At 44.4% G+C, this 22,325-nt stretch carries 23 protein-coding genes; 12 read left to right on the forward strand and 11 right to left on the reverse strand.

All coding sequences use genetic code 11. The annotated features are described in order from the left end of the window. The first annotated feature begins 17 nt into the window (after positions 1-17). The 12 genes from BFP72_RS08410 (at position 18) to BFP72_RS08470 (ending at position 13,260) form a co-directional block, all read left to right on the forward strand. Positions 18-653, forward strand: coding sequence for a hypothetical protein (locus BFP72_RS08410; protein ID WP_099598713.1), 636 nt, complete (start codon positions 18-20; stop codon positions 651-653). A gap of 21 nt (positions 654-674) precedes the next feature. Beyond that, the gene (locus tag BFP72_RS08415; protein WP_099598714.1) at positions 675-3,050 is read left to right on the forward strand and encodes a heavy metal translocating P-type ATPase metal-binding domain-containing protein; all 2,376 of its coding nucleotides are present in this window, start codon (positions 675-677) and stop codon (positions 3,048-3,050) included. Then, complete coding sequence (ccoS, locus tag BFP72_RS08420) at positions 3,047-3,202, forward strand: cbb3-type cytochrome oxidase assembly protein CcoS (protein ID WP_099598715.1); 156 nt, start codon at positions 3,047-3,049, stop codon at positions 3,200-3,202. The genes BFP72_RS08415 and ccoS overlap by 4 nt, the downstream gene beginning before the upstream one ends. 66 nt (positions 3,203-3,268) lie before the next feature. Then, on the forward strand, positions 3,269-4,642 hold the full coding sequence (hemN, locus tag BFP72_RS08425) for an oxygen-independent coproporphyrinogen III oxidase (protein WP_099598716.1): 1,374 nt from the start codon (positions 3,269-3,271) through the stop codon (positions 4,640-4,642). 119 nt (positions 4,643-4,761) lie between these two features. After that, positions 4,762-5,610, forward strand: coding sequence for a universal stress protein (locus BFP72_RS08430; protein ID WP_099598717.1), 849 nt, complete (start codon positions 4,762-4,764; stop codon positions 5,608-5,610). 321 nt (positions 5,611-5,931) lie between these two features. Further along, positions 5,932-8,049 (forward strand): cytochrome-c oxidase, cbb3-type subunit I, encoded by a 2,118-nt coding sequence (gene ccoN, locus BFP72_RS08435; protein WP_099598718.1) that lies wholly within the window; start codon positions 5,932-5,934, stop codon positions 8,047-8,049. A 184-nt stretch (positions 8,050-8,233) separates the two neighbouring features. Next, positions 8,234-9,142: a cbb3-type cytochrome c oxidase N-terminal domain-containing protein gene (locus BFP72_RS08445; RefSeq protein ID WP_099598720.1), complete on the forward strand. Its 909-nt coding sequence runs from the start codon at positions 8,234-8,236 to the stop codon at positions 9,140-9,142. A 4-nt stretch (positions 9,143-9,146) separates the two neighbouring features. Then, on the forward strand, positions 9,147-10,565 hold the full coding sequence (ccoG, locus tag BFP72_RS08450) for a cytochrome c oxidase accessory protein CcoG (RefSeq protein WP_099598721.1): 1,419 nt from the start codon (positions 9,147-9,149) through the stop codon (positions 10,563-10,565). A 3-nt stretch (positions 10,566-10,568) separates the two neighbouring features. After that, positions 10,569-10,997 (forward strand): FixH family protein, encoded by a 429-nt coding sequence (locus tag BFP72_RS08455; protein ID WP_099598722.1) that lies wholly within the window; start codon positions 10,569-10,571, stop codon positions 10,995-10,997. After that, positions 10,997-11,701 (forward strand): sulfite exporter TauE/SafE family protein, encoded by a 705-nt coding sequence (locus BFP72_RS08460; RefSeq protein ID WP_158233343.1) that lies wholly within the window; start codon positions 10,997-10,999, stop codon positions 11,699-11,701. The genes BFP72_RS08455 and BFP72_RS08460 overlap by 1 nt, the downstream gene beginning before the upstream one ends. 170 nt (positions 11,702-11,871) lie before the next feature. After that, positions 11,872-12,351, forward strand: coding sequence for a hypothetical protein (locus tag BFP72_RS08465; RefSeq protein ID WP_143519991.1), 480 nt, complete (start codon positions 11,872-11,874; stop codon positions 12,349-12,351). Between the two features lie 9 nt (positions 12,352-12,360). Continuing rightward, a complete protein-coding gene (locus tag BFP72_RS08470; protein ID WP_143519992.1) occupies positions 12,361-13,260 on the forward strand; it encodes a hypothetical protein in 900 nt (299 codons plus the stop codon). Positions 13,261-13,361: 101 nt separating this feature from the next. Here BFP72_RS08470 and BFP72_RS08475 read toward each other — a convergent pair whose 3' ends face one another. The 11 genes from BFP72_RS08475 to BFP72_RS08520 all read right to left on the reverse strand — a co-directional run bounded on the left by BFP72_RS08475 (position 13,362) and on the right by BFP72_RS08520 (position 22,211). Further along, positions 13,362-13,856: a hypothetical protein gene (locus tag BFP72_RS08475; RefSeq protein ID WP_143519993.1), complete on the reverse strand. Its 495-nt coding sequence runs from the start codon at positions 13,854-13,856 to the stop codon at positions 13,362-13,364. Positions 13,857-13,949: 93 nt separating this feature from the next. Further along, positions 13,950-15,098, reverse strand: a complete 1,149-nt coding sequence (locus tag BFP72_RS08480) for a glyceraldehyde-3-phosphate dehydrogenase (RefSeq protein ID WP_099598727.1) — start codon at positions 15,096-15,098, stop codon at positions 13,950-13,952. Positions 15,099-15,229: 131 nt separating this feature from the next. Next, positions 15,230-15,823, reverse strand: coding sequence for an outer membrane beta-barrel protein (locus BFP72_RS08485; protein ID WP_099598728.1), 594 nt, complete (start codon positions 15,821-15,823; stop codon positions 15,230-15,232). Positions 15,824-15,833: 10 nt separating this feature from the next. Then, positions 15,834-16,445 carry a DUF4136 domain-containing protein gene (locus BFP72_RS08490; RefSeq protein ID WP_099598729.1) on the reverse strand — a complete coding sequence of 204 codons (612 nt, stop codon included), beginning with the start codon at positions 16,443-16,445 and terminating at the stop codon, positions 15,834-15,836. A gap of 36 nt (positions 16,446-16,481) precedes the next feature. Beyond that, positions 16,482-17,033, reverse strand: coding sequence for a DUF4136 domain-containing protein (locus BFP72_RS08495; protein WP_255397177.1), 552 nt, complete (start codon positions 17,031-17,033; stop codon positions 16,482-16,484). 125 nt (positions 17,034-17,158) lie between these two features. Next, the gene (locus BFP72_RS19330) at positions 17,159-17,398 is read right to left on the reverse strand and encodes a DUF6515 family protein (protein ID WP_221406555.1); all 240 of its coding nucleotides are present in this window, start codon (positions 17,396-17,398) and stop codon (positions 17,159-17,161) included. Between the two features lie 51 nt (positions 17,399-17,449). Further along, entirely contained in the window at positions 17,450-18,610 is a 1,161-nt protein-coding gene (locus BFP72_RS08500) for a BamA/TamA family outer membrane protein (RefSeq protein ID WP_099598731.1), read from the reverse strand. Positions 18,611-18,700: 90 nt separating this feature from the next. Beyond that, positions 18,701-19,072 carry a hypothetical protein gene (locus tag BFP72_RS08505; protein WP_099598732.1) on the reverse strand — a complete coding sequence of 124 codons (372 nt, stop codon included), beginning with the start codon at positions 19,070-19,072 and terminating at the stop codon, positions 18,701-18,703. Between the two features lie 37 nt (positions 19,073-19,109). Next, positions 19,110-19,946 carry a hypothetical protein gene (locus BFP72_RS08510; protein WP_099598733.1) on the reverse strand — a complete coding sequence of 279 codons (837 nt, stop codon included), beginning with the start codon at positions 19,944-19,946 and terminating at the stop codon, positions 19,110-19,112. A gap of 6 nt (positions 19,947-19,952) precedes the next feature. Then, complete coding sequence (locus BFP72_RS08515) at positions 19,953-21,002, reverse strand: HAD family phosphatase (RefSeq protein ID WP_221406492.1); 1,050 nt, start codon at positions 21,000-21,002, stop codon at positions 19,953-19,955. A gap of 54 nt (positions 21,003-21,056) precedes the next feature. Then, positions 21,057-22,211: a glyceraldehyde-3-phosphate dehydrogenase gene (locus tag BFP72_RS08520; protein WP_099598735.1), complete on the reverse strand. Its 1,155-nt coding sequence runs from the start codon at positions 22,209-22,211 to the stop codon at positions 21,057-21,059. Positions 22,212-22,325 lie beyond the last annotated feature (114 nt).

Genomic DNA, 22,325 nt, shown 5'->3' on the forward strand with positions numbered 1-22,325 from the left:
ACATCTTCCTAATTACAATGGACTCACCACCGCTTCACCTTATCATCCCAATTGATTTTAGCACCGCGACAGTTACCGCCCTGCGCCTAGCCCACCAGTGGTCCCTCGCCTACCCACTCCAAGTGAGCATGATCCACCCCTATCGATTGATCTCGAGCATACAAGGACAGCATACTACTGGTCAGGAAATCAAAAGCCAAATTGAATCAGACTGTTTCAAAAAATTTGGAAAACTAGAAGCTCAACTCGACTTTACCATTCCACATGCCTGGGAGCTCAAATTGGAACCCGGTTTTTTGCAACACATCATTGGACACATGACTATACCCTCAAGCGAACACAGTGTACTCCTCTATCCCATCCGTATGCAACATGCCGATGGGGATACCGAGACTATTGAATCACTTATCTACTCCACTGACATCCCTATCTTGATGATCCATGAAGAGTATGATTCGGCTTTCGCACCAAAAGCCCCCCATACCCAATGCATCAATCCCCTCCGCCAACAAGATTGCTTCCCACAGGATTTCATCGTCCAATTGATACAAAAACCTCACACCTTGGCGATGGTCTACGATCAAGACAAAGCCTCAAAACAATTCATAGATTTTTTGGATTCTATCTCTCCAAATATGGCTAATTTTAACTAATCAATTGTAGAATAACCGTACATGCAAATAACTGACAATGTAAAGTGCTTTCACTGCGGTGAGGACTGTAAAGATTCTACACTGCACCTGGCTGAGAAGCATTTCTGCTGTCTAGGATGTCAGACGGTTTTCCAACTCCTCGAAGAAAACGATCTCTGCGAATACTACGAGCTCGAGCACAATCCAGGCAACCCACTCAAGGACTTCTTTGCCAACAAATACAATTTTCTCGAGAACGAGATCATCGTCGACCAACTACTAGATTTCAAATCAAACGACTACCACAAAATCACTCTAGACATCCCGACGATTCACTGCAGCTCATGTATATGGCTACTCGAAAACCTCCGTCGATTTGATGAACACATCATCCACTCTCGCATACAATTTAGTACCAAGCAACTCACCATCGACTATCACCCTACTGGCACAACACTCAAAGCCATCGTCGAACTTCTCTGCCAACTTGGGTACGAACCCGAAATCACACTAGAGACGCGAGACAAGGACAAAAAACCAAGTACGTCAAAAAACAACTTGATCAAACTAGGCATTGCAGGGTTTACCTTCGGCAACATCATGTTGTTCTCCTTTCCCGAATATTTCGGAATGGCTATCAGTTCGGATTTCGTACACTACTTTGGCTACCTCAACCTCCTACTCTCACTCCCTGTGCTATACTGTGCGCAGGAATTTTTCGTTTCGGCCTACCGCGGTCTGCAAAAGAGAATACTCAACATCGACCTACCTATAGCCATTGGTATCCTAGCCTTGTTCGTGCGGAGTAGCTACGAAATCTTAAGTCAGAGTGGAGCGGGCTACTTCGACTCTATGGCAGCCTTAGTCCTTCTGCTATTAATTGGTCGGTGGTTTCAAGGACAAACCTACCGCCAACTCTCCTTTGACCGCAACTACAAATCCTACTTTCCGCTCGCCGTATACCGTATCGAACAAGGCCAAAAAAAGAGTGTCCTTGTAGAAGAACTCCAAGCTGGAGACAAAATCGAAATACGAAACGAAGAAATTGTACCCTGTGACGCCATACTCAACGCTGCAAGCACACAAATTGACTACAGTTTTGTAACGGGTGAATCCTTGCCAATTGCCGTTTCGGAAGGTGAAAAAATCTATGCAGGAGGTCGCATCAAGGGTCCAGCCGTCCAAATGAACATCTTGCAAGCCGTCTCTCATAGCTACCTCACTCAGCTTTGGAACAACGATGTATTCTCCAAACCCCATGTGAAAGAAGAACGCCTACTTATCAACCGTGTCAGTCGATATTTCACACCTGCCATACTCCTGTTAGCGATCAGCGCTGGCATCTTCTGGATGTTCATCGATAGTTCTAAAGCTCTCAATGTCTTCTCCTCAGTACTCATCATCGCCTGTCCCTGCGCTTTGGCACTTGCTAGTCCTTTTGCACTTGGCACCGTCCTCAACGTCCTCTCCCGTCATAAGTTCTACATCAAAAACACACAGGCGCTGGAGAAAATATGGCATATCAAACACCTCGTCTTTGATAAGACAGGTACAATCACCAACAACCATCAATCCAATATCTCCTTCGAGGGCTTGCCTCTAAGCCACGAAGAAAAATCTTGGGTGCTCAGCCTCGTGACACATTCCACTCATCCCTTGAGCCAAAGTATCTGTCAGCTACTGTCAGATAACTCAAGGCACGATGTGAGGGATTTTGCTGAACGAAAAGGCAAGGGACTAGAAGGCAAAGTCAGCAACCATCTCATACAGATTGGCTCTGCAGATCTTCTCGGCATCAAGACAAAGCATATCCCCACCCAGTCTCGGGTATACCTAGGTATCGACGGCATACTGCGTGGATATTTTTCTATCCAGGGCGCATACCGCAAAGGGCTCCAGTCAGCCATAGACCAACTGAAAGACAGTTTCCAGTTCACCATCCTGTCTGGTGACAACAGTGCGGAACGAGAATCGTTAGAAGATCTTTTTCCAAAAGGTACCCAAATACATTTCGGTCAAAACCCGCTCGATAAACTAGAAAAAATCAAGTCTATCGAAAGCACGCATCCTTGTATGATGATCGGCGATGGGCTCAACGATGCAGGAGCGCTCAAAGCCAGCAGTGTTGGAATCTCGATATCTGACAACCTCTCCTCCTTCACCCCTGCAAGTGACGGGATCTTACTAGGCAATCATCTGCCTCAATTGGCAGGTTACTTACACTTCATCACACAATCTCGTACCGTCATCATCCTAGCAATTCTCCTATCTTTCGCATACAATATCGTCGGTCTGAGTTTTGCTGTATTGGGCTGGGTTACTCCAGTTTTTGCTGCACTACTTATGCCTATCAGTAGTATCACTGTCGTTGCATTCGTCACACTCACCATCAAATGGCTCGGAAGCCGTCTTCTATGAAAATCATCCTTCTACTCATATGTATCAGTCTTATCGTTGCACTGATCTTCCTTTGGCTTTTCGTCTGGTCAGTACGCTCTGGGCAGTACGACGACACGGACTCTCCAGCCGTCCGTATACTTATGGATGACTCCAAAAAGAAGAAAAAGTGATGCAAATCATATACTTGACTGATCTGTGACTTATACATTGTGACTACACAGGTGTTCTTTTGTTTCATGAACAAAGCACTGACACCACCCGAACTGATTCGAAAATACAACATCCCAGGTCCACGATACACCAGCTACCCTCCGATACCTGATTGGACCGAAAAAACGCTACAACCTACTGACTGGGCACATCGTGTGGCTGAGAGCTTTCGGATGCATCACGCAAATAATGGATTGAGTCTCTATATTCACCTGCCCTATTGCGAGAGTCTGTGTACCTACTGCGGATGCAACACGCGTATCACAGTCAACCATGCTGTCGAAGAGCCATATATAGACGCATTGTTGCAAGAATGGCAGCTCTACTTGGCACTATTCGACCAACGTCCTCACTTGGCCCAAATCCACCTAGGTGGCGGTACCCCAACCTTTTTCAGTCCAGACAATCTTCAGAGACTCATCGACGGATTACTCGCACAAGCAGACCTCACCCCCCATGCTTCCTTGAGTTTTGAAGCCCACCCTAACAATACCACTGCCACACACCTTCAAACCCTATATGATCTTGGGTTCCGTAGAATAAGTCTTGGAATTCAAGACTTTGATATAGAAGTACAAAAAATAGTACATAGAATTCAAACCTTCGAAACAGTATCCGAAGTGGTTGAAAATGCAAGAAACATCGGTTATAACTCCATCAATTTTGACTTGATCTATGGGTTACCCAAACAGACCTTGGAATCTGTCCGCATGACCTTTGAAAAAGTCGCCCAATTAGTACCCGACAGGATCGCATTCTATAGTTACGCTCATGTACCTTGGGTCAAACCAGGCCAACGTAGTTTCTCCGAGGCAGACCTTCCTTCCCCACAAGACAAACGCGACCTTTATGAACTGGGCAAAGTGAGACTTTCCGAACTAGGATATCACGAGATCGGTATGGACCATTTTGCACGAGCGACAGATGAGCTATATATCGCTGCTCAAACAGGAAAACTCCATCGAAACTTCATGGGCTACACCACGCATACGAGTGACCTACTACTTGGCCTAGGAGCCTCTTCTATAGGGGACACCGGAGAAGCCTACGGCCAAAACATCAAAGGAGTAGAAGCCTACATGCGTACCGTAGCAGCTGGCCACCTCCCGGTATACAGAGGACACCTCCTTAGTCCAGAGCAACACAGCATCCGCAAACATATCACCAACCTGATGTGTCGATTTGAAACAAAAGCGGAAGTCACGTTTGACCAGCAATTGTTTGAATTGGCAATCCCCAAACTTGATGAACTTGTCCGTGACGAATTGATCAATCTGGATGGGTACAAAATCCGCATCAAAGAATCCGGAAGACCCTTTGTCCGCAACATCAGCATGGCATTTGATCAACAACTATGGAAAAAAAACGATACACATGCTGTTTACAGCCAGACGATTTAACAGATAGCAGCATTCGACAATTATTGTGTCAAAGCTTTCGTATTTTGTCAAGTTAGTATGAACTTTAAATCCGACCTCACAAACTGTGGAGTCCCCTTTCAATTACAAACTTTATTACCATGAAAAAGATATTGGTCCCTTATGATTTCAGTGAGTATGCAAAAGCTGCACTGGCACTCGCTTTAGAAATAAGTGATGCTTCCCAAGGGGAAGTCACCCTACTCCATATCATCGAATACCCTACCACAACGACGTTCAACGTTTCGGGAGAGATATCCTATGACAGTCCCATGGACAAGTTATTTACCATGCAACTGATCAATAGGACGAAAGAGCAACTACAAGCAGTACTCGACCAACCAGAGCATAGTCAACACAACCTGACCTACCGCACGATGATGGGCAACACCTACACAGGGATCAGTGCCGAGATTGAGGCAGCCAATCCAGACTTGATTGTCATGGGGACCAAAGGAGCTACGGGGCTACAAGAATTGCTTATCGGGTCCAATACCGAAAAAGTGGTTCGCACAGCTAAATGTCCCGTCTTAACCGTACACGAAGCACGGGCCATGAGCAAAATCAAAAACATCGTCTATCCCACAGACTTGGATACAGACGCTAGTCACGTGTTGGCCAAGTTCAAAGAATATCAAGCCTTCTTTGGAGCAAAGATCCATCTCGTCTATGTCGACACACCACACAGCGTCATGGATGATGAGATTGCACGCAATGCACTCAACAAGTTTGCAGAAAACAATGAGTTGACAAACTACGACACACACATCGCCAAAGGGTTTCAGCCTGACGAAGCGATCATGAATTTCACCAAAGACATCAATGCAGACATGATTGCCTTGGCAACACATAGCCATCGTGGTCTTTTGCATTTGTTTGTAGGCAGTATAGCCGAAGACCTCGTCAATCACAGTATCGTCCCAGTATGGACGATGAGTCAAAAGAAGTAAGTACAGAGGAGAGCGATTGATCCAAGCTAATACTGCGTAGATCGTTCTCCTTTTACTTTATACTGATTATGAATAAAGCAATCTGCTTCCTAAATCGATCAAAATCCAACATTTGTCTAGTACACACTCTGTATTCGCACAAGGTCTCTTTGATTGGAGGGAAATTACTGCAAAAAAATATTTAAATTAATGCCTAATTGTAGTGATTCGATCATGACCATACAGCATGATTTTAATCATGAAAATTACCAGGCATGTGAGGTGGGTCTCCATTCCAAACTAACATAATTTAGCAACCGATCAATAACACTATTCTAACACATGGAACTTGAAAAATTCAGTTACGACAACAAAGTCGTAAAGTATTTCACCATTGCGTCTATTATCTTTGGTGTCATCGCCATGCTTGCAGGACTGACTGCAGCCATCCAATTGTTTCATCCCGCATTCAACTTTGACTTGCAGTACACGACCTTTGGACGAGTCAGGCCTTTGCATACCAATGCCGTCATCTTTGGCTTCATAGGCAATGCCATGTTTGCTGGCATCTACTACTCACTCCAGCGACTATTGAAAGCCCGGATGTTCAACGACACTTTGTCTTGGATCAATTTTTGGGGTTGGCAGGCCATCTTGGTTGCAGCTGCGATTACCCTACCGTTAGGTTTCACCAGTAGCAAAGAGTACGCCGAGCTCGAATGGCCCATTGACATTGCCATCACCCTCATTTGGGTAGTTTTTGGTATCAACTTGATTGGTACGATCATCAAACGCCGCGAACGACACATGTATGTAGCGATCTGGTTTTACATTGCGACTTTTGTGACCGTAGCTGTACTGCATATTGTCAATTCATTTGCCATCCCTGTCAGCTTTTTCAAAAGCTACTCATGGTACGCGGGTGTACAAGATGCACTCGTACAGTGGTGGTATGGACACAATGCCGTGGCATTCTTCCTGACTACTCCATTTTTGGGATTGATGTATTACTATCTTCCGAAAGCCGCTAAACGACCTGTATATTCCTACAAACTCTCCATCATTCATTTTTGGTCCCTGATTTTCATTTATATCTGGGCGGGACCTCATCATTTGCTTTACACTTCATTGCCAGACTGGGCACAATCGCTAGGCACCGCCTTTTCTATCATGCTCATCGCCCCCTCTTGGGGTGGAATGCTCAACGGCCTATTGACACTGAGAGGAGCTTGGGATCGCGTGCGTGAAGACCCTATCTTGAAGTTCATGGTGGTAGCTATCACTTGCTACGGTATGGCAACTTTCGAAGGTCCCATGCTCTCACTCAAAGAAGTCAATGCCATTGGTCACTTCACTGACTGGATTGTAGCACACGTACACGTCGGAGCTTTAGGATGGAACGGTTTCATGATCTTCGGAATGTTCTATTGGCTCGTGCCAAAAATGTGGAACACCAATCTACACTCTGTCAAACTCGCCAACGTTCATTTTTGGTTGGGGACACTTGGAATCATCTTCTATGCCCTACCGATGTATGTCGCAGGGATTGTACAGAGCTTGATGTGGCAACAATTTGATGCAGACGGTTTCTTGGTTTACAAAAACTTCCTAGAAACCGTCATCCAGATCGTACCTCTCTACATGTTAAGAGCCATTGGAGGCATCCTCTACTTGTCGGGAGTTTTTGTGATGATTTTTAATTTGATCAAAACGTCAAGCAGCGGTGAATTCATCGCCGAAGAAGAAGCAGAAGCCCCTGCACTCGTCAAGAAAAAAATCACCGGAGGACACTGGCACTCTGCGTGGGAAAGAAAACCCGTTTTCTTTACTGTATTGACTTTGATTGCTATCCTGATTGGTGGAGTGATTGAAATGGTACCCACATTCTTGATCAAGTCCAACATCCCTACAATCTCTTCTGTCAAACCTTACACCCCATTGGAGCTGCAAGGCCGTGACATCTACATCCGTGAGGGATGCAACAACTGCCACTCTCAGATGGTCAGACCGCTACGATTTGATACCGAGCGCTACGGAGAGTACTCCAAGGCGGGTGAGTTCGTCTACGATCACCCATTCTTGTGGGGATCCAAACGTACCGGTCCAGATCTAGCACGCGAAGGGGTCGGCAAACTCAAAAAGTCTGATACCTGGCACTACAACCACCTCTTGGCTCCAGACGCTGTATCTGCAGGGTCTATCATGCCAGCCTACCCTTGGTTGTTCGAACAAGCCATAGATATGGAAAGTACCGCTGACAAAATAGCTGCGCTCCGATCAGTAGGTGTACCCTACGAGGAAGGTTTCGAAGAAACAGCCAATGCAGTTCTGAAAATACAAGCTCAAACCATCGCTGCTAACCTAAAAGCCGATGGAATAGATGCCACTGGTGAAGAAGAAATCATTGCGCTGATCGCCTACTTGCAACGATTGGGAACTGACATCACTGTAACACAATAAAGGAAAAGCCATGTTTAAATATTATTTCGAACAAATACATAATGTGGAAATTTGGCCCATAATTTCCCTTGCGATCTTTTTCGTTTTCTTCATAGGACTCTTGTGGTGGGTATTCAAAGTGGATCGCTCCTATATAGACAAAATGAAAAACTTACCTATTGACGAACTTTGAAAAACTACAGAGATGAAACTATTCAATCATACCTATATTAAACTATTGCTATCCCTGCTACTCATCGTCTGCGGATCACTCAGTGCTCAAGCACAACCCAACTCCATGGGACTCAGTGCTACAGACATGACACTGCTCTCGATGATACTAGTGTTGTTCGTCGTGATGCTGGTACTCGTAGTGGCCATCGTGCTTCTCAACCTTCTCAAAATGATGCTCAATGCAGAACTAGAAGCCAAAGGTATCGTCATCGAGGAAACCAGTGTATGGAAGCGCCTCAATGACCAACTCACAGGTGCCGTACCACTAGAGGAAGAAGATGCCATAGAGCTTGATCATGATTACGACGGTATCAAAGAATTGGACAATCACCTACCGCCTTGGTGGAAATGGTTGTTTTATTTGACGATTGTATTTGCAGTGATTTACTTACTCAACTACCACGTACTCAAAATCACACCACTACAGCATGAGGAATACACCCAATCTATAGCCAGAGCAGAAGCCATGAAATCAGCGAACCAAGACGATACTGAAGAGGCCATTGATGAATCCAACATCACCTTCTCTGATGATCCCCAACTACTCGCTACTGGCAAGACCATTTATGAACGTAACTGTGTCGCTTGTCATAAAGCTGGTGGAGAAGGTGGTATTGGTCCAAACTTGACTGATGATTACTGGTTGCATGGTGGCTCAGTGCAAGACACTTACCACACAATCTCCAATGGTGTCGTAGAGAAAGGTATGATCGCTTGGAAAGAAGTACTGTCTCCTGCCAACATGAATGCCGTCAACTCCTACATCTATACACTCAGAGGCACCAACCCTCCAAATGCTAAAGCAAAACAGGGTGAACTGTACCAGGAAGAAACCGCAACAGCTCCAGTAGCTACCGATAGCACCGCAGTGATGCAATAAGACTATGGAAAACCACTACGAATACGAAGAAGAGTATCGAGACACCATTGCGACCGTAGATGAATCTGGCAAACGGGTTTGGGTTTATCCCAAAAAACCGAAGGGTCGTTATCACAACTACAGAATCATCGTCACGGTGGCACTGTTGTCTTTGCTGTTCAGTGGACCCTTCCTCAAAATCGGGGGACAGCCGCTCTTGCTCCTCAATATATTTGAGCGGAAGTTCATCGTCTTTGGCCAAGCTTTTTGGCCACAAGACTTCTTCCTTTTGGCTATCCTATTGGTCACCTTCTTTGTATTCGTCATCCTCTTCACCGTTGCTTTTGGGAGGGTATGGTGTGGCTGGGCATGTCCTCAAACGTTGTTCATGGAGATGGTCTTTCGCAAAATCGAATACCTAATCGAGGGAGACGCCAACAAGCAGCGCAAGCTCAACCAAGCCCCTTGGAACAAGGAAAAAATCATCAAAAAGGGATCGAAACAACTGATCTTCTTACTGATCTCCTTGTTGATAGCACACACGGTCATGGCCTACCTCATTGGCATTGATCAGGTCTTAGATATAGTGACTCAGCCACCAACTCAAAATCTATCTGGATTCCTAGGGCTACTCGCTTTCACGGGCATCTTCTATTGGGTCTTCGCTTATTTCAGGGAACAAGCATGCGTAGCTGTCTGCCCCTATGGTCGATTGCAGAGTGTCTTACTCGTCAAAGAATCCATCGTAGTGATGTATGATTGGATCAGAGGAGAACCTCGGGACAAAATCAAGAAAAAGACAGAGCAAAAATCTGATGCCGGTGACTGTATCGATTGCAAGCTATGCGTACACGCATGTCCCACAGGAATAGATATCCGCAACGGCACGCAGCTCGAATGCGTCAACTGTACCGCATGTATGGATGCCTGCGATGAGGTCATGCACAAAATAGACCGGCCAGAAGGTCTCATCCGGTACAGCTCCCATACCGCTATAGAAACGGGGCAGTCCAAACTCTTCAACGCGCGTGTGGCAGGGTATTCCGTCATCCTGGTGGCACTTGTGGGCTTTTTGTCATTCATGCTGATCTCACGCTCCGACATAGATATCAATGCACTCAAGGTACCTGGCACACTCTATGAAAAGCTTGAAGGAGACACCATCAGCAACTTGTACAACATCCAATTGATCAACAAGACCTTTGACACCAAAGAACTACACCTCAAGGTGCTGAATTTTGACCATGCTGTAATCCAACAGGTAGGGTTCAATAAGATCGAATTGGACTCGAATGAAAAATTTTCTGGAACCTTTTTCATCAAAATACCCAAAAGTGACCTCCCATCGACCAAATCAAAAATAGATTTAGGAGTCTACTCTGAAGGAGATTTAATTTCTGATTTTAAGGTGAGTTTTTTGGGACCTGTCGTACTAAAAAAATAAACCATGAACTGGGGACATAAGATAACCATCACCTTTATCCTTTTTGCCATCCTGATCATCACGATGGTGACCATCAGTGTGCGCCAAGAAATACATCTTGTCGCACCAGACTATTACGAAGAAGAACTCGCATATCAAGATCAAATTGATCGAATGCATCATTACAATGCATTGCCCAACAAACCCAGTCTCGTCAAGGATAACGGACGCCTCATTCTGACATTCCCAGATTCACTAAATATCACTCAGGGGGAAATCTTATTCTTTCGCCCCTCCCATTCAGGTATGGACCAAAAATTCCTTCTTCGATTGGACGAACACAATCAACAAACATTTGTACAAAGTGACTTCCAAAAGGGGCTATGGAAAACCAAACTCAGTTGGCAGGATCAAAACCAAGATTATTTCGTCGAACAGACCATCATTCTCTGATGTACTGGAGCGCTATTATATTGGGCTTCTTGGGTAGCATGCACTGTGTAGTCATGTGTGGACCTATTGCACTCACTCTCAAAAGCCAATCCTCACTCAATCGATTTGTAGGATCCCGACTTCTCTACAATGCAGGTAGAATCACCACCTATGCAATGTTCGGAGTGATTTTTGGTACTCTAGGTCAAGGACTACTCCTAGCCAACTACCAGCAGGGGCTTTCCATTCTTTTGGGCCTTATCATGATCTTCTTGGCTATCGCCCTATACAATCGTCTAGACACTACCAGACTAGGAGGAATACTGAGTCGCTTGACGCAAAGGCTAAGAAAACTCTTCGGATCAGTTCTCAAAAGCCCAGGTTTGCTTAGGAGTTTCCTTACAGGACTCATCAATGGCTGCTTACCCTGTGGACTCGTCTACGCCGCGCTTCTAGGAGCATTAGCCACTGGAGGACTCCCTGAGGGAGTTTGGTACATGGTGGCTTTTGGCTTAGGTACGTTCCCTGCCATGCTCGTCGTCTCTCTCACAGGTACGCTCATCAGTCAGCGTATCACTATTCAAATCCACAAAATATCCGCCAGTTTTGTCATGTTACTTGGCATCCTACTGATTGTCCGAGGATTAGAACTGAGTATCCCCTACCTCAGTCCAGTGATTGGTTTTTTCTACCCGATAGATGCAGGCATCCCTGTCTGTCAATAGCCCCTCTTTCCTCTCCGCACCCATATCACGTGTCCAAAAATCGCACGTATCAATACAACAAAGAAGTCGAGACAGAACAATCACTCGTCGAAAAATATTCATCTGTATCTTTTATTAATCATAAATAATATAATATTGTTCCAATTTTAAACCAATTAAATAATTCACCTATGAAAAAGCTAACATACGTATGTTTAAGCTTTGCACTCTGTGCAATGGTCGCTTGCGACAAAGAAGAAAACCTGTTCGAAACCACTACAGGTACCGCCACTATCGAAGGAAAAGTAGAATTTGACGAAGATCAAACAGATGGAACAACAGAATACTCCCCTGCTGTAGGCGCCAAAATAAAGGTTACTTACGAATCGGATGACCTGTCCTACACTGGAAGCAATGGCGTCTCTGTCACCAAAGTAATTGATCTTGAAGTAGACGCTGATGGCAGATTCACTGCAGAAGTCCCTGCGATCTCCAACAATGTCACCTATACTGTCAAGCCGTTGGACTACTTGACAGACTATAAAGGATACGATGGCTCAACTACTACCAACAAACAAGGATACTTTACAGCAGGTGACAGAACAGTGAGTATGACCGAAGGTGAAGTGAAGTACATCACTATACAATATGGATTTGGAGCAGATTTTTAATCAAGAGCTATGACAAAGTATTTACTAATCTTAGCACTTGCGCTCCCTATGAGTGCTTTTGCACAGGACACTACTGAGAGTAGCCCGTCCTCGTATACGTCTGACGAACCGTCATTCAAGAATAAAAATGGGGTCGAAGTACTACCGCAAGCCGGAGACTGGTCAGTGGGAATCAACGCAACTACTGCATTGAACTATGTAGGTAACATATTTACCAGTACTAGCAACAACAACTCAGCCTGGTGGCAATACAAAGGCTCTGTAGCACCTTTGGTGATTCAGGGCAAGTACTTTGTATCAGGAACCACTGCATACCGATTGGGACTTAACTTGAACTTTCACTCCTCAACAGACTACTACCAAGTAGTGGACGACAATGCTACGTCTCCTGATGCCTACGTGGAGGATGTATTGAAAGCGTCACGAGGTGGAGCTACCATCCTAGTAGGTATAGAAAAAAGAAAAGGGTCTGGACGTGTACAAGGAGTGTACGGTGCGGATGTATACTTTTCTTTTGCATCAAGCACGAAGTATAGCTATGAATATGGAAATGCCATCACGGAGACCAACCAAACACCATCCTATTCTGCGCCGCAATATTCTACAGGCACAAATACTCCTTCGCAAGGATACAGAAACTCTGAATTGAAGTACTCTTCCAATTGGGGAGCTGGAGTTCAAGGTTTCATCGGTGTAGAAGTCTTTGTATTCCCAAAGATCTCATTGGGCGGCATGTTCACATGGGCCGTCACATACACCAACCAAGGTCCGGAGTATGTCAGCGAGGAAGCATGGGATGCGCAAGCAAGTAAAGTGGAAGAATATACCGTTGCGTCGGACAATGGGTACGACCTCAATGCAGGCATTGGAAATATGGGAGGCCAAGTCTCTCTGAATTTCTACTTCTAGAAGACACAAGACAGACAGCTCATACATGGCTGAAACATCAAATAAAAACACCAAGGTAATCCTTGGTGTTTTTATTTGATGTGGTTAGATTTTGATGGTTGTCAAAATCGCTTGCCAACACCTAAGCCCAGAATCCAAGAATTGTAAGCATCAATTTTGAAATCTGACATCAAGCTCGCAGAGAGCTCCCAATCATTTTGGAGCTCCCATCCATAGTCTATGCCCACTCGCACGATAGTCAGGTCCTCTTCCTTAGCCAGTTCAACGCCTCCACCAGCCATGACGGTAAGGTGCTCTCCAAATTTTCTACTACCCGTCAATATCATTGAGAAAGGACGTGTCCGCTTGTATATGATATCTTCTTCATACTCATAGCTCTCTATGGCCATATCGGTATGCATGCCAATAGCCCACTGCTCAGTCAGTGCATAATCATAATCCAACCCCCAGCTTGGCACAACAGTCCATGCCTTGTCTCCATCTATATTGATCCCTGCAGGCACATGTACATTGCCCATCACGAGCATCAGCTTGTGACGCTTGGCGCCCTCTGACTGTTTCTCCTCCTTCTCTTGGGCATACAAAACGGAAGTCATCGCAAGCAACATTAAAATTACAATCTCTTTTCTCATCGTTGTTATCTGTTCATATCATTCACTAATTAATAAATTCAACAATCACACCTGCCTCTATGATTTGGGCCATGCAGAGCCAAACGTAATGTAGTATCCAAAATCATCATTGGATAAGGCCAAGTCAATCCCCATACGCAAACCAAACTTCCTCGCTATCAAATACCTGAATCCCGAACCATAACTATACACCCATGGAGCCTCTTCAAACGAATAAGTACCACCAAATGCCTTGGCAACTCCTCCAAAAACCACAGCACTCCATCTCATCGTAAAATCGTATCGCTGTTCGGTCTCTAATAAATAAGCCTGTCTACCCTGATATCTCGAACGCGGCACGCCTCTCATGTTGATCATCGGAAGCACATAAAACGGCGCATCACCCCAAATCACCTTACCATCGAGATGAAAAGCATTGACCCACCTGTCATTCATCTGAAAATACTGCTGCAGGTTGAACGAGTAGTTCTGAAAATTATAATCACTCCCCGTCCAGCTGGCATTGATTCGATAATCATTGCTAAACAAAGTCCCTGTATTTGGGGTAAAAATATTGTCTCTCCCATCATACTCTACGAGTATCCCAGGACTACTCATCATGTGCTCAGGATCATATTTTTCCAAAAAATCAGGTGGATCGGTCATATCAAACTCTGGTCTCACCTCATTGACCAAAAACAAATACTCTACCCCCGCATACCACTGGGTATTGCCAATCTTCTTGGTCAACGAACCAAAGACCGGTATAGCTTTAAAATTGAAAGAAAAGCTCTTTTCTCCTACTAAGGGGACATCACGATAAAAATCAACATTGGCAGAAGTATAAGCCGTCCCAAAGCGGTACTTTAATCCATACTGAGGCAAATGAGCAATACGCATACCTCCGACAATCCAAGTCTTGTTGGCAGTCACCCCTGCAAAACCAACCGTAATATTGGGCGGCACATAGCCATCAGTCTTCTTGGCGTATTTGTTTGGATGAATGAATATAGGAGCAAACACCAACCCGAAATAACCAAGGGAGGGTTCCGTAATAATCTGAGGCATGGGTATAAACCCATTTGCATCTATCAGAAAATCACTCGCATCAAGTTTTCCATCCAGTGAATCTTTAAGTGCAAATTTCTTTTCTTTGGACTGAGCAAAACTTGACGTACTGCATACAATAAGGAAGAGTACAACCAAGACAAGTCGCTGAAAGGGCATGTTTAGGTGTTTATAGGTTGACAATGGCTTGATACCAAAGATAATCAGTTGCACAATACAAGCATCCTATTATCAGTACCAAAAAAAGCCCATACTACATCTGTAGCATGGGCCCTAAATTCTGTAATCTATCAAAGAGTAATTCCTATGCTGAATGCCAAAAAGGATTGCGAAGCATCTAACTCATCCCCAGCCTTGAACCCATTCAAGTACTTGGCTGAGAGTAGAATTGACTTGCCAGATAGGATCTCATATTTCAAACCTACCTCAGGAGACAATGCAAATGCCCAAGCCTCCTCTTCTATGCTATACAATCCCATGTCTGTGTCTCGACGGGTATACATAGTACCCAAGCCCAGTTGCACAAAGGGTTTCAGCTGGCCATCTGTACTCAGATAATACGACCCTGTCACCATTAGCGGTACATGGTTGCTGTACCTAAACTGCTTTCCTGATATAGATCCATTACTCGTTACATAAGTATCGTCTGCCTTTTCTTCGTAAAAAGTCGTCAAGCCAGCACTCAGACCTACAGCGATGTTGTCATAGAAATAATGATTGTAGTTGAAATATACCCCTCTAGGGCTGACATTGGAAATATAGTCCCCTACATCACCCAAAGGTATTGCCACCGAATAGGACAAAGCTATTTCACGTTCTTGTGCCTGCGTGGATGTCGCCATGGCAAAAATCATTGTCAATAGAAAAAATATCTTCTTCATCATTTTCGATCGTTTAGTTGATTTTCAAATATGGGGACTGCTCAAAACTCTGATCAATCGCATGAGTCACACGGCTGACATCATAGTTGTAATTCAATATACCGTTGCTCACGGATACCCAAGGAGCTTGAGATTGTCCAATGGGGCTGTCCTCATCCGGGTGTGCCATCACCAATACCAACGTACCCACAGTATAACTGCTCACGCTATAGTACGGAGGATAGTACCATCCCCACCAATCATACGGATACCACCAGTCATACCAATAATTGTAGAAATAATTGGTGTTTGACATCCCTGCTGGCATGATGATCATGTCAGGACTTTCGTTTGATGCGACTTTGGTCCAGCCATAATCCTGCATATTGTCCTCAATCTCCGTGAATATGTCTTGAGCATACTTGTCTTTCATGTAGACAAGCGTTGTATCTCCATTCCTTTCGATTTCAATATCAATGACAATTTTATCAGGCATTGCATAAGTACTTTGCGATGCAAAATCAAACGATTCGTCATAGGTGGTGTAGACTACATCCAACTCCTCGGCATGATTGGGGCCTTCAGGATAGCACCCTCCAAGAAGCAGCATGGCAAATGCTACCAAAACCATTAGGTTCTTCTTCATAGGATAATTCTTTACAGTGAATGATTACTCTTCGTATTACTTCTTCGCAGCAATCGGGTATTTTGACATTAGTTTCTTGATCTTCTTAGGGATTGTCTTGTCTCGTTTCTCTGGTTTCTCTTGTACATCGGTGGTCAAGATACCTTGCCATACCAATGCTTTGGACTCACCATCATACATGTCCACCACAAGGGTCCCTTGAATGTAGTCGTCCTCACTATAGGTAGTCGTGGCGGTGCCTCCAGCACCCATGCCCCAGCCCCATCGCGGACCATACCCCATGCCTCCCATATAATCTGTATAAGCTGTTGTACTCGTTTTTTTGTCCAATACGATGTATAATGCTATGCCTGCATCTGCTTCCCCATCAGTTACCAGTTTCATGTCTCTTTTTTCAAACTCCGCTTTGAGCGCATCCAAAAGCCTTTTTTTATCAAAATCATTGAGCTGCTTGTCACTGTCTTTTTGCCAACCCTCAAACGAATAGGTCTTGTATTTTGTAAAATCAGCATTCTTGTCATAGTCGCTCTTGACTTGAGCATACCCTAAACTCACGACGAACATCAGTCCTATGAGTAATACATTCATTTTAAAAAGTGTTTTCATGATAGATTATAATTAATTAAGTAAAAATTCAATTCATATAATTTGCTCCCCATCTGCTGATCATCCACAAGCCTATAAGGACTAGTTAGAGATACTTTCATTGTCATCTATTGGCACCATTTGACGACCTGGTAGACATTCTTCCCCTCCTGTGTCAAAGACTGAAAGCAAGTATCATTGTACTTGACATACTTTTGTCCCTCTATTTCCACTTCCTCTCCACCGTCAGGGATGTTTTGCACGATTGCACCATCTGGCGCGACGATTACTGTAAACCCGTCGCTCGATTTGGTATAAAAAGTTCCCGCATAATAGTGGCAAATATGTTTAGGTTTTGCATTTCTAATTTAATCACTGTTATTGAAAACATAAATTCATTTGCTCTCAGTTTTGACTTTTTATCTACCAAAGGTCTCTCCGATTCGAAATGTCAAGCTCCAATCCTCTCTGCCTACTCCTACATCCAGTCCGATATTGATCTTTTCCGAAGGAATCATCCTGTACCGAAGACCTGCTCCAACACTAGGAAGTACCGGAGCCTCAGACAAGTCTTGCAATTGATCCACAGCCGTACCTACTCCAAGAAAGGCTACCATTCCAAACCTTTTGTAAAGATGCTGACGTAACTCTGCCTGAATGGCATACACTTGATCACCTCTGTACTTCCCTTGAGAATACCCACGGAGATCATCCCTCCCAATGAAGTTTTGCCCTTGAAAAGGCACATCACCATCCGCAATATTCGCATAGATACGAGAGACCAAGATGGTATTGCTGTTCTTCTTGATGTCCCAAAAATTATTGGCTGCAATTTCATATTGATTGTAATCACTGGTCGCTCCCAAAGCTTCTCGAATAAAGGAATTTTTGAACTGAATAAAATAGCCATTCGTGGGGTAATTGACGTTGTCTCTACTGTCGTAGAGCATACTGTAGCCTACACTCATCATATTCGCACTTTTCGAAGGCAGTTCACCTGTGAGCGGATTTTCTATATCATAGACAGTAGTAGCCCATTGTGCATTGAACAATCCTCCCACATAGAGTTTGGGTAGTACTCTACGCCTGGCATCCAAGACCAAAAACTGTGTATTGGTAGTAAAGTCCACCCATATGCCACCGTCATATACTTCGCCAACAGGTGGAGGCAAATTGGGCAAGCCTTGAAAATACTGAAAGAAAATCTCTCCCGTCCCCCCTACCAGTTTCAGCCGCCATCGATCCTCTCTCAGATAGAATTGCTGAACACCCAAAGCCATGTAGGTTTTGCTTGTCGAATACATCCCCATGAGCATCGTCGATGATGAAGGAGATAGCGTATCCTTTGGGCTGACTTTGTAATACATGGACCCCATCACCCCCAGCATGAAGCCAAAAGACCGGTTGTAGTTGGGCATTGGGATGGCTGCAAAGGTAACTTTCTTGGTAGAGTCCTTAGGAGCTCGTTTGACTTGAGCCTGCACTGGTGTACTTGCCCATGGTAATACTAAACACAGCGACAGCATCCATCGCACAATGAGAAATTTGAACCGAGTGAAAAAAGGCAAAACAACAGGCATGTTAGAGAGAATTGAAACGAATACGTATGAAGTTATAATTTTATACTTAGAATAAAAGGCATCTACATGTTTGACATCCCGTGATTTTGATCATAATACATGGTACCACTGCTCAATTGTAGGCCAATACTGCTCCCTGCCCTTCCCGCTCATCCAATAGCTCACTGCATTCACTACGTTGCTCCAGAGGGTTCTCTCAGTCCTAGCGTTCATGATTTCATCTACCAACCACTTCTCATCAAAACCTGTCCACTCCCCTGCTATGCTATACAAATTCTTTTGCAAAACAGGAAACACCTCGAGACGATCAATGGACCTTACTTCTTTCAGCGAATATGGGCTATCCTTGATCTTTCCAGCGATATATTTCAATTCAGCTTCTCCTAGCTGGGTATCAAGGTACAACTGTGACAAGACGACCCACATCTCCCTCCGCTGTGCCTGTTCTAGTAGTGTTGACATAGGATTCAATAACTAAAGCACTGCAAATCATCAACCATCACATGGGCAAATACCATCGAAAACCCAACCGAACACCAAAATTATTGAGATTTCGTGAGTAGCCCTTTGATCGATAAGCCATAAACTCAGGCTCTATGTACGCGTTGTACTTCAGTTTGCCGGCCCACACATACCCGATGCGAAAATCCATGGGGAGAGCCACTTTGCCCGTCTCATAGTCAATTTGCCATTCGGGTTCGATTCCAGCATAGACTCCATTGGCCCAAGTATAGAAAATGTTGGGTTGTAGCACAGCATACATGGACTCTCCATATTCATCATTTTTGCTGACACTAAAAAAATTTTCCCAGATCCAATACATTTGCCAATTTCCAATATCTGTAAAGGTCACTGTAAAAGCAGGTCCGACTTGCCACTGTGGCGAACCGAGTTCATTTTTTGATGCCGTAGGAATTGTCAAATTCCATCCAGCCCCAAACTGACCCCAATCCTTTTTGGCCAAAATAAAAAATTGATTCAAGGTCAGATCGCCAAGCCCTGTGGGCTTTCCTCCTGGAGCGGTATTGACAAACCCAATGATTCGGATCAACTGCGAAAATGGCAAAACGAGTCCCTTTTGGACGGGGATGATCCCCCGCACACGAAAATTCTGAGCCACTCCACTTTGGTTCTCAGTATGGGTAATGATGAACTCCTCGAGTTGCAACTGCCAAGCGAGCGTCGTAGGATTAATCACTTCTTGAGAAAGAGCTACTGAGGTCTTGTCTCCCGATTGCTCTTCTTGTGCACGACCCTCCCACGAGCCCAACAAAATCAAGATCAGCAGTGCACAACTGCTGATCTTGATAAAACCACGATACATGATGCTACTCATCAGTCACTATTTCAATTCAAAAGGATAGATTACTTTCCAGTCGTCCTTCATGCTAGCCACGGTCCATCCTTTTTCTGTGGCTTCATCGAGACCTTTGTCAAAATGCCCCACCGCCGATTTTCTATCATATGCCCATTCTCTGACCGAGTCTGTATGATGGATATACAGCTGAAACGATTTCAATTTATTAGAATCTGCCCACCTAAGCATCTGCAAATCTCCATCAGAGTTGCCCACAGCAAACACTGGCTTACTACCGATGTATCTATGAATCCCTACAGGTTTTCCTTCTTTGTCGTCATTGAGATCCAGCTCCGGGAGTCGGTTGATGACTGGTTTGCCATCATTATAATCATATTCGATCTTGAAACTACTCCCTACCACTTGATTGCGCGGGATACCATACACACCTTCTGCCCATGGTCTCATGAAATCAATCCCACCGCCTGATACAATGAAGGTTTTGAATCCGTTGGCTCTCAAATACACGAGCAATTCCAGCATCGGTTGATACACCAATTCTGTAAAAACCTTATTTTTAGTCGGGTGCTTGGCTGTAGCGATCCAATCTTTTACCAAAGTCTCAAATTGATCGGTAGTGATCCCTGCATGAGTCGTCATGATAAGCTCCACCAACCCCTTTTCACCTTGTGCCATCAAAGCCTGCATGTCGCCTTCGAGAACTGCTTGAAAGGGCTGCTGATTTTTCCACTCCGGGTGATCCACCGCCATAGCTTTCACTCTATCCAGTGCAAAATATAACTGTACATACATTGGTTTTTCGGTCCACAGCGTACCGTCATTGTCCAAGGTCGCAATACGGTCTGCTTTGGGTATGAAACTGGCACTATTTCGATCAGTCACTTCATGGACATAACTGAGGATGGCCTTTTTAGTTGGACCATCGTTCCACGAAGGCAAGGGATCCTTGGATTCTGTTATCTCTGACTGAGCCTCAGTTTGCTTTTCTGTAAGAGAACTGCAGGCAAACCCACCTATACATACGAAAGCATACAGCATCGTTTTTACATGGGATATAAAGCGAATTTTATTCATTTTTATGATCAGTTATTGGTTTTACATATGTACAAATGTCCCTTGAGACACAAACTAATTTCTATCATTCCAGAAAGAGCCTATCACAATATACCAGCCTATGTCATCATTGGACTTGGCGATATCTACCCCAGCACGCAACTTGAATTTACGCGCCATCAGGTAACGAAACCCCGTTCCATAATTGTGCACTAGTTCCACATCGGCAAAAGATTCTTCCTTGGTGGGTGCTTTGGCTAATCCGCCAAATGCGACTACACTCCATCTCAAAGTCAGATCATAGCGTTGCTCTGTTTCAAGCACGTACGTTTGATCACCCTGGTAGCGTGCCTTAGGTACTCCTCGCAAATTGATACTTGGTTTCATATAAAAAGGTGCGTCCCCAAACTGCATCGCACCTTCAAAACGAAAGCCACTCACCCAGTTTTTTGTAGGCTGGATGAATTCAAAAATACCGATATGAAAATTTTGAAAACTAAAATCACTACCTGTCCAAGGCTCACTCACACGGTAATCCGATGTCACGTACAACCCCTTGTCTGGCGTAAAGACATTGTCTCGTTTGTCAAAGTCCAACGTAATCCCTACGTTGCTTATAGAATGGGGGTCAATGGCATTTTTGATAAAATCCGGCGTTTGGTTAAACTCAGGATGCACATCATTGTGCAAATAAAAATACTCCACTCCCATGTATAGATCCGTCTCTGCTACTTGTCTCAGTAGTGCACCATATGCACCGAGCATGTCCATATTGAATGAGAACTCTCTGTCACCCAATACCGGTAGGTTTCGGTAAAAATCCATATTGACATCTCCGTACATCGCTCCCACACGGTACTTGAGATGATGCTGAGGCAAAGAAGCGACCCTCATCCCACCAAAAGCCCAAGACTTGTTGGCAGAATACCCCACAAAGGCTGCAGTGATATTGGGCGGAGTGTATTTCCCTTCGACTTGGTGTTTGTTGGGTGCGATAAATATCGGTGTAAACATCACTCCAATGTTGCCTAGAGCTGGTTCGGTAATAATTTGTGGTACTGGAATGAAGCCATGATAATCTATCAAGAAATCACTCATATCTATTTTGCCATCTAGCGAATCCTTGAGCACTTTCAAACTCATTTTTTCTTTGGTCTCAGCGTGATCATCTTGTGCAACAGACACCAAGTTTTGAGTGAGCCAAAACAAAAGTAAAATCTTATATTTCATACAGGTTGAATCAAAAACACAACAATAGACAAGTGAAGATAAACAGTATCAACAACAACGCCTTATGAGACCATACATTTGATAAAAAAGGCTGTCCCAGTCTCTCCAGATTAC

Origin of the sequence: Reichenbachiella sp. 5M10, assembly GCF_002742335.1 — a bacterium.
In the GTDB taxonomy this organism is placed as follows: Bacteria; Bacteroidota; Bacteroidia; order Cytophagales; family Cyclobacteriaceae; genus Reichenbachiella.

Bases quoted from the DNA above. Each gene is read 5' to 3' on its own strand.
- BFP72_RS08410 (WP_099598713.1), top strand. From the start codon at position 18: ATGGACTCACCACCGCTTCACCTTATCATCCCAATTGATTTTAGCACC.
- BFP72_RS08415 (WP_099598714.1), top strand. From the start codon at position 675: ATGCAAATAACTGACAATGTAAAGTGCTTTCACTGCGGTGAGGACTGT.
- ccoS (WP_099598715.1), top strand. From the start codon at position 3,047: ATGAAAATCATCCTTCTACTCATATGTATCAGTCTTATCGTTGCACTG.
- hemN (WP_099598716.1), top strand. From the start codon at position 3,269: ATGAACAAAGCACTGACACCACCCGAACTGATTCGAAAATACAACATC.
- BFP72_RS08430 (WP_099598717.1), top strand. From the start codon at position 4,762: ATGAAAAAGATATTGGTCCCTTATGATTTCAGTGAGTATGCAAAAGCT.
- ccoN (WP_099598718.1), top strand. From the start codon at position 5,932: ATGGAACTTGAAAAATTCAGTTACGACAACAAAGTCGTAAAGTATTTC.
- BFP72_RS08445 (WP_099598720.1), top strand. From the start codon at position 8,234: ATGAAACTATTCAATCATACCTATATTAAACTATTGCTATCCCTGCTA.
- ccoG (WP_099598721.1), top strand. From the start codon at position 9,147: ATGGAAAACCACTACGAATACGAAGAAGAGTATCGAGACACCATTGCG.
- BFP72_RS08455 (WP_099598722.1), top strand. From the start codon at position 10,569: ATGAACTGGGGACATAAGATAACCATCACCTTTATCCTTTTTGCCATC.
- BFP72_RS08460 (WP_158233343.1), top strand. From the start codon at position 10,997: ATGTACTGGAGCGCTATTATATTGGGCTTCTTGGGTAGCATGCACTGT.
- BFP72_RS08465 (WP_143519991.1), top strand. From the start codon at position 11,872: ATGAAAAAGCTAACATACGTATGTTTAAGCTTTGCACTCTGTGCAATG.
- BFP72_RS08470 (WP_143519992.1), top strand. From the start codon at position 12,361: ATGACAAAGTATTTACTAATCTTAGCACTTGCGCTCCCTATGAGTGCT.
- BFP72_RS08475 (WP_143519993.1), bottom strand. From the start codon at position 13,856: ATGACTTCCGTTTTGTATGCCCAAGAGAAGGAGGAGAAACAGTCAGAG.
- BFP72_RS08480 (WP_099598727.1), bottom strand. From the start codon at position 15,098: ATGCCCTTTCAGCGACTTGTCTTGGTTGTACTCTTCCTTATTGTATGC.
- BFP72_RS08485 (WP_099598728.1), bottom strand. From the start codon at position 15,823: ATGATGAAGAAGATATTTTTTCTATTGACAATGATTTTTGCCATGGCG.
- BFP72_RS08490 (WP_099598729.1), bottom strand. From the start codon at position 16,445: ATGAAGAAGAACCTAATGGTTTTGGTAGCATTTGCCATGCTGCTTCTT.
- BFP72_RS08495 (WP_255397177.1), bottom strand. From the start codon at position 17,033: ATGAATGTATTACTCATAGGACTGATGTTCGTCGTGAGTTTAGGGTAT.
- BFP72_RS08500 (WP_099598731.1), bottom strand. From the start codon at position 18,610: ATGCCTGTTGTTTTGCCTTTTTTCACTCGGTTCAAATTTCTCATTGTG.
- BFP72_RS08505 (WP_099598732.1), bottom strand. From the start codon at position 19,072: ATGTCAACACTACTAGAACAGGCACAGCGGAGGGAGATGTGGGTCGTC.
- BFP72_RS08510 (WP_099598733.1), bottom strand. From the start codon at position 19,946: ATGAGTAGCATCATGTATCGTGGTTTTATCAAGATCAGCAGTTGTGCA.
- BFP72_RS08515 (WP_221406492.1), bottom strand. From the start codon at position 21,002: ATGAATAAAATTCGCTTTATATCCCATGTAAAAACGATGCTGTATGCT.
- BFP72_RS08520 (WP_099598735.1), bottom strand. From the start codon at position 22,211: ATGAAATATAAGATTTTACTTTTGTTTTGGCTCACTCAAAACTTGGTG.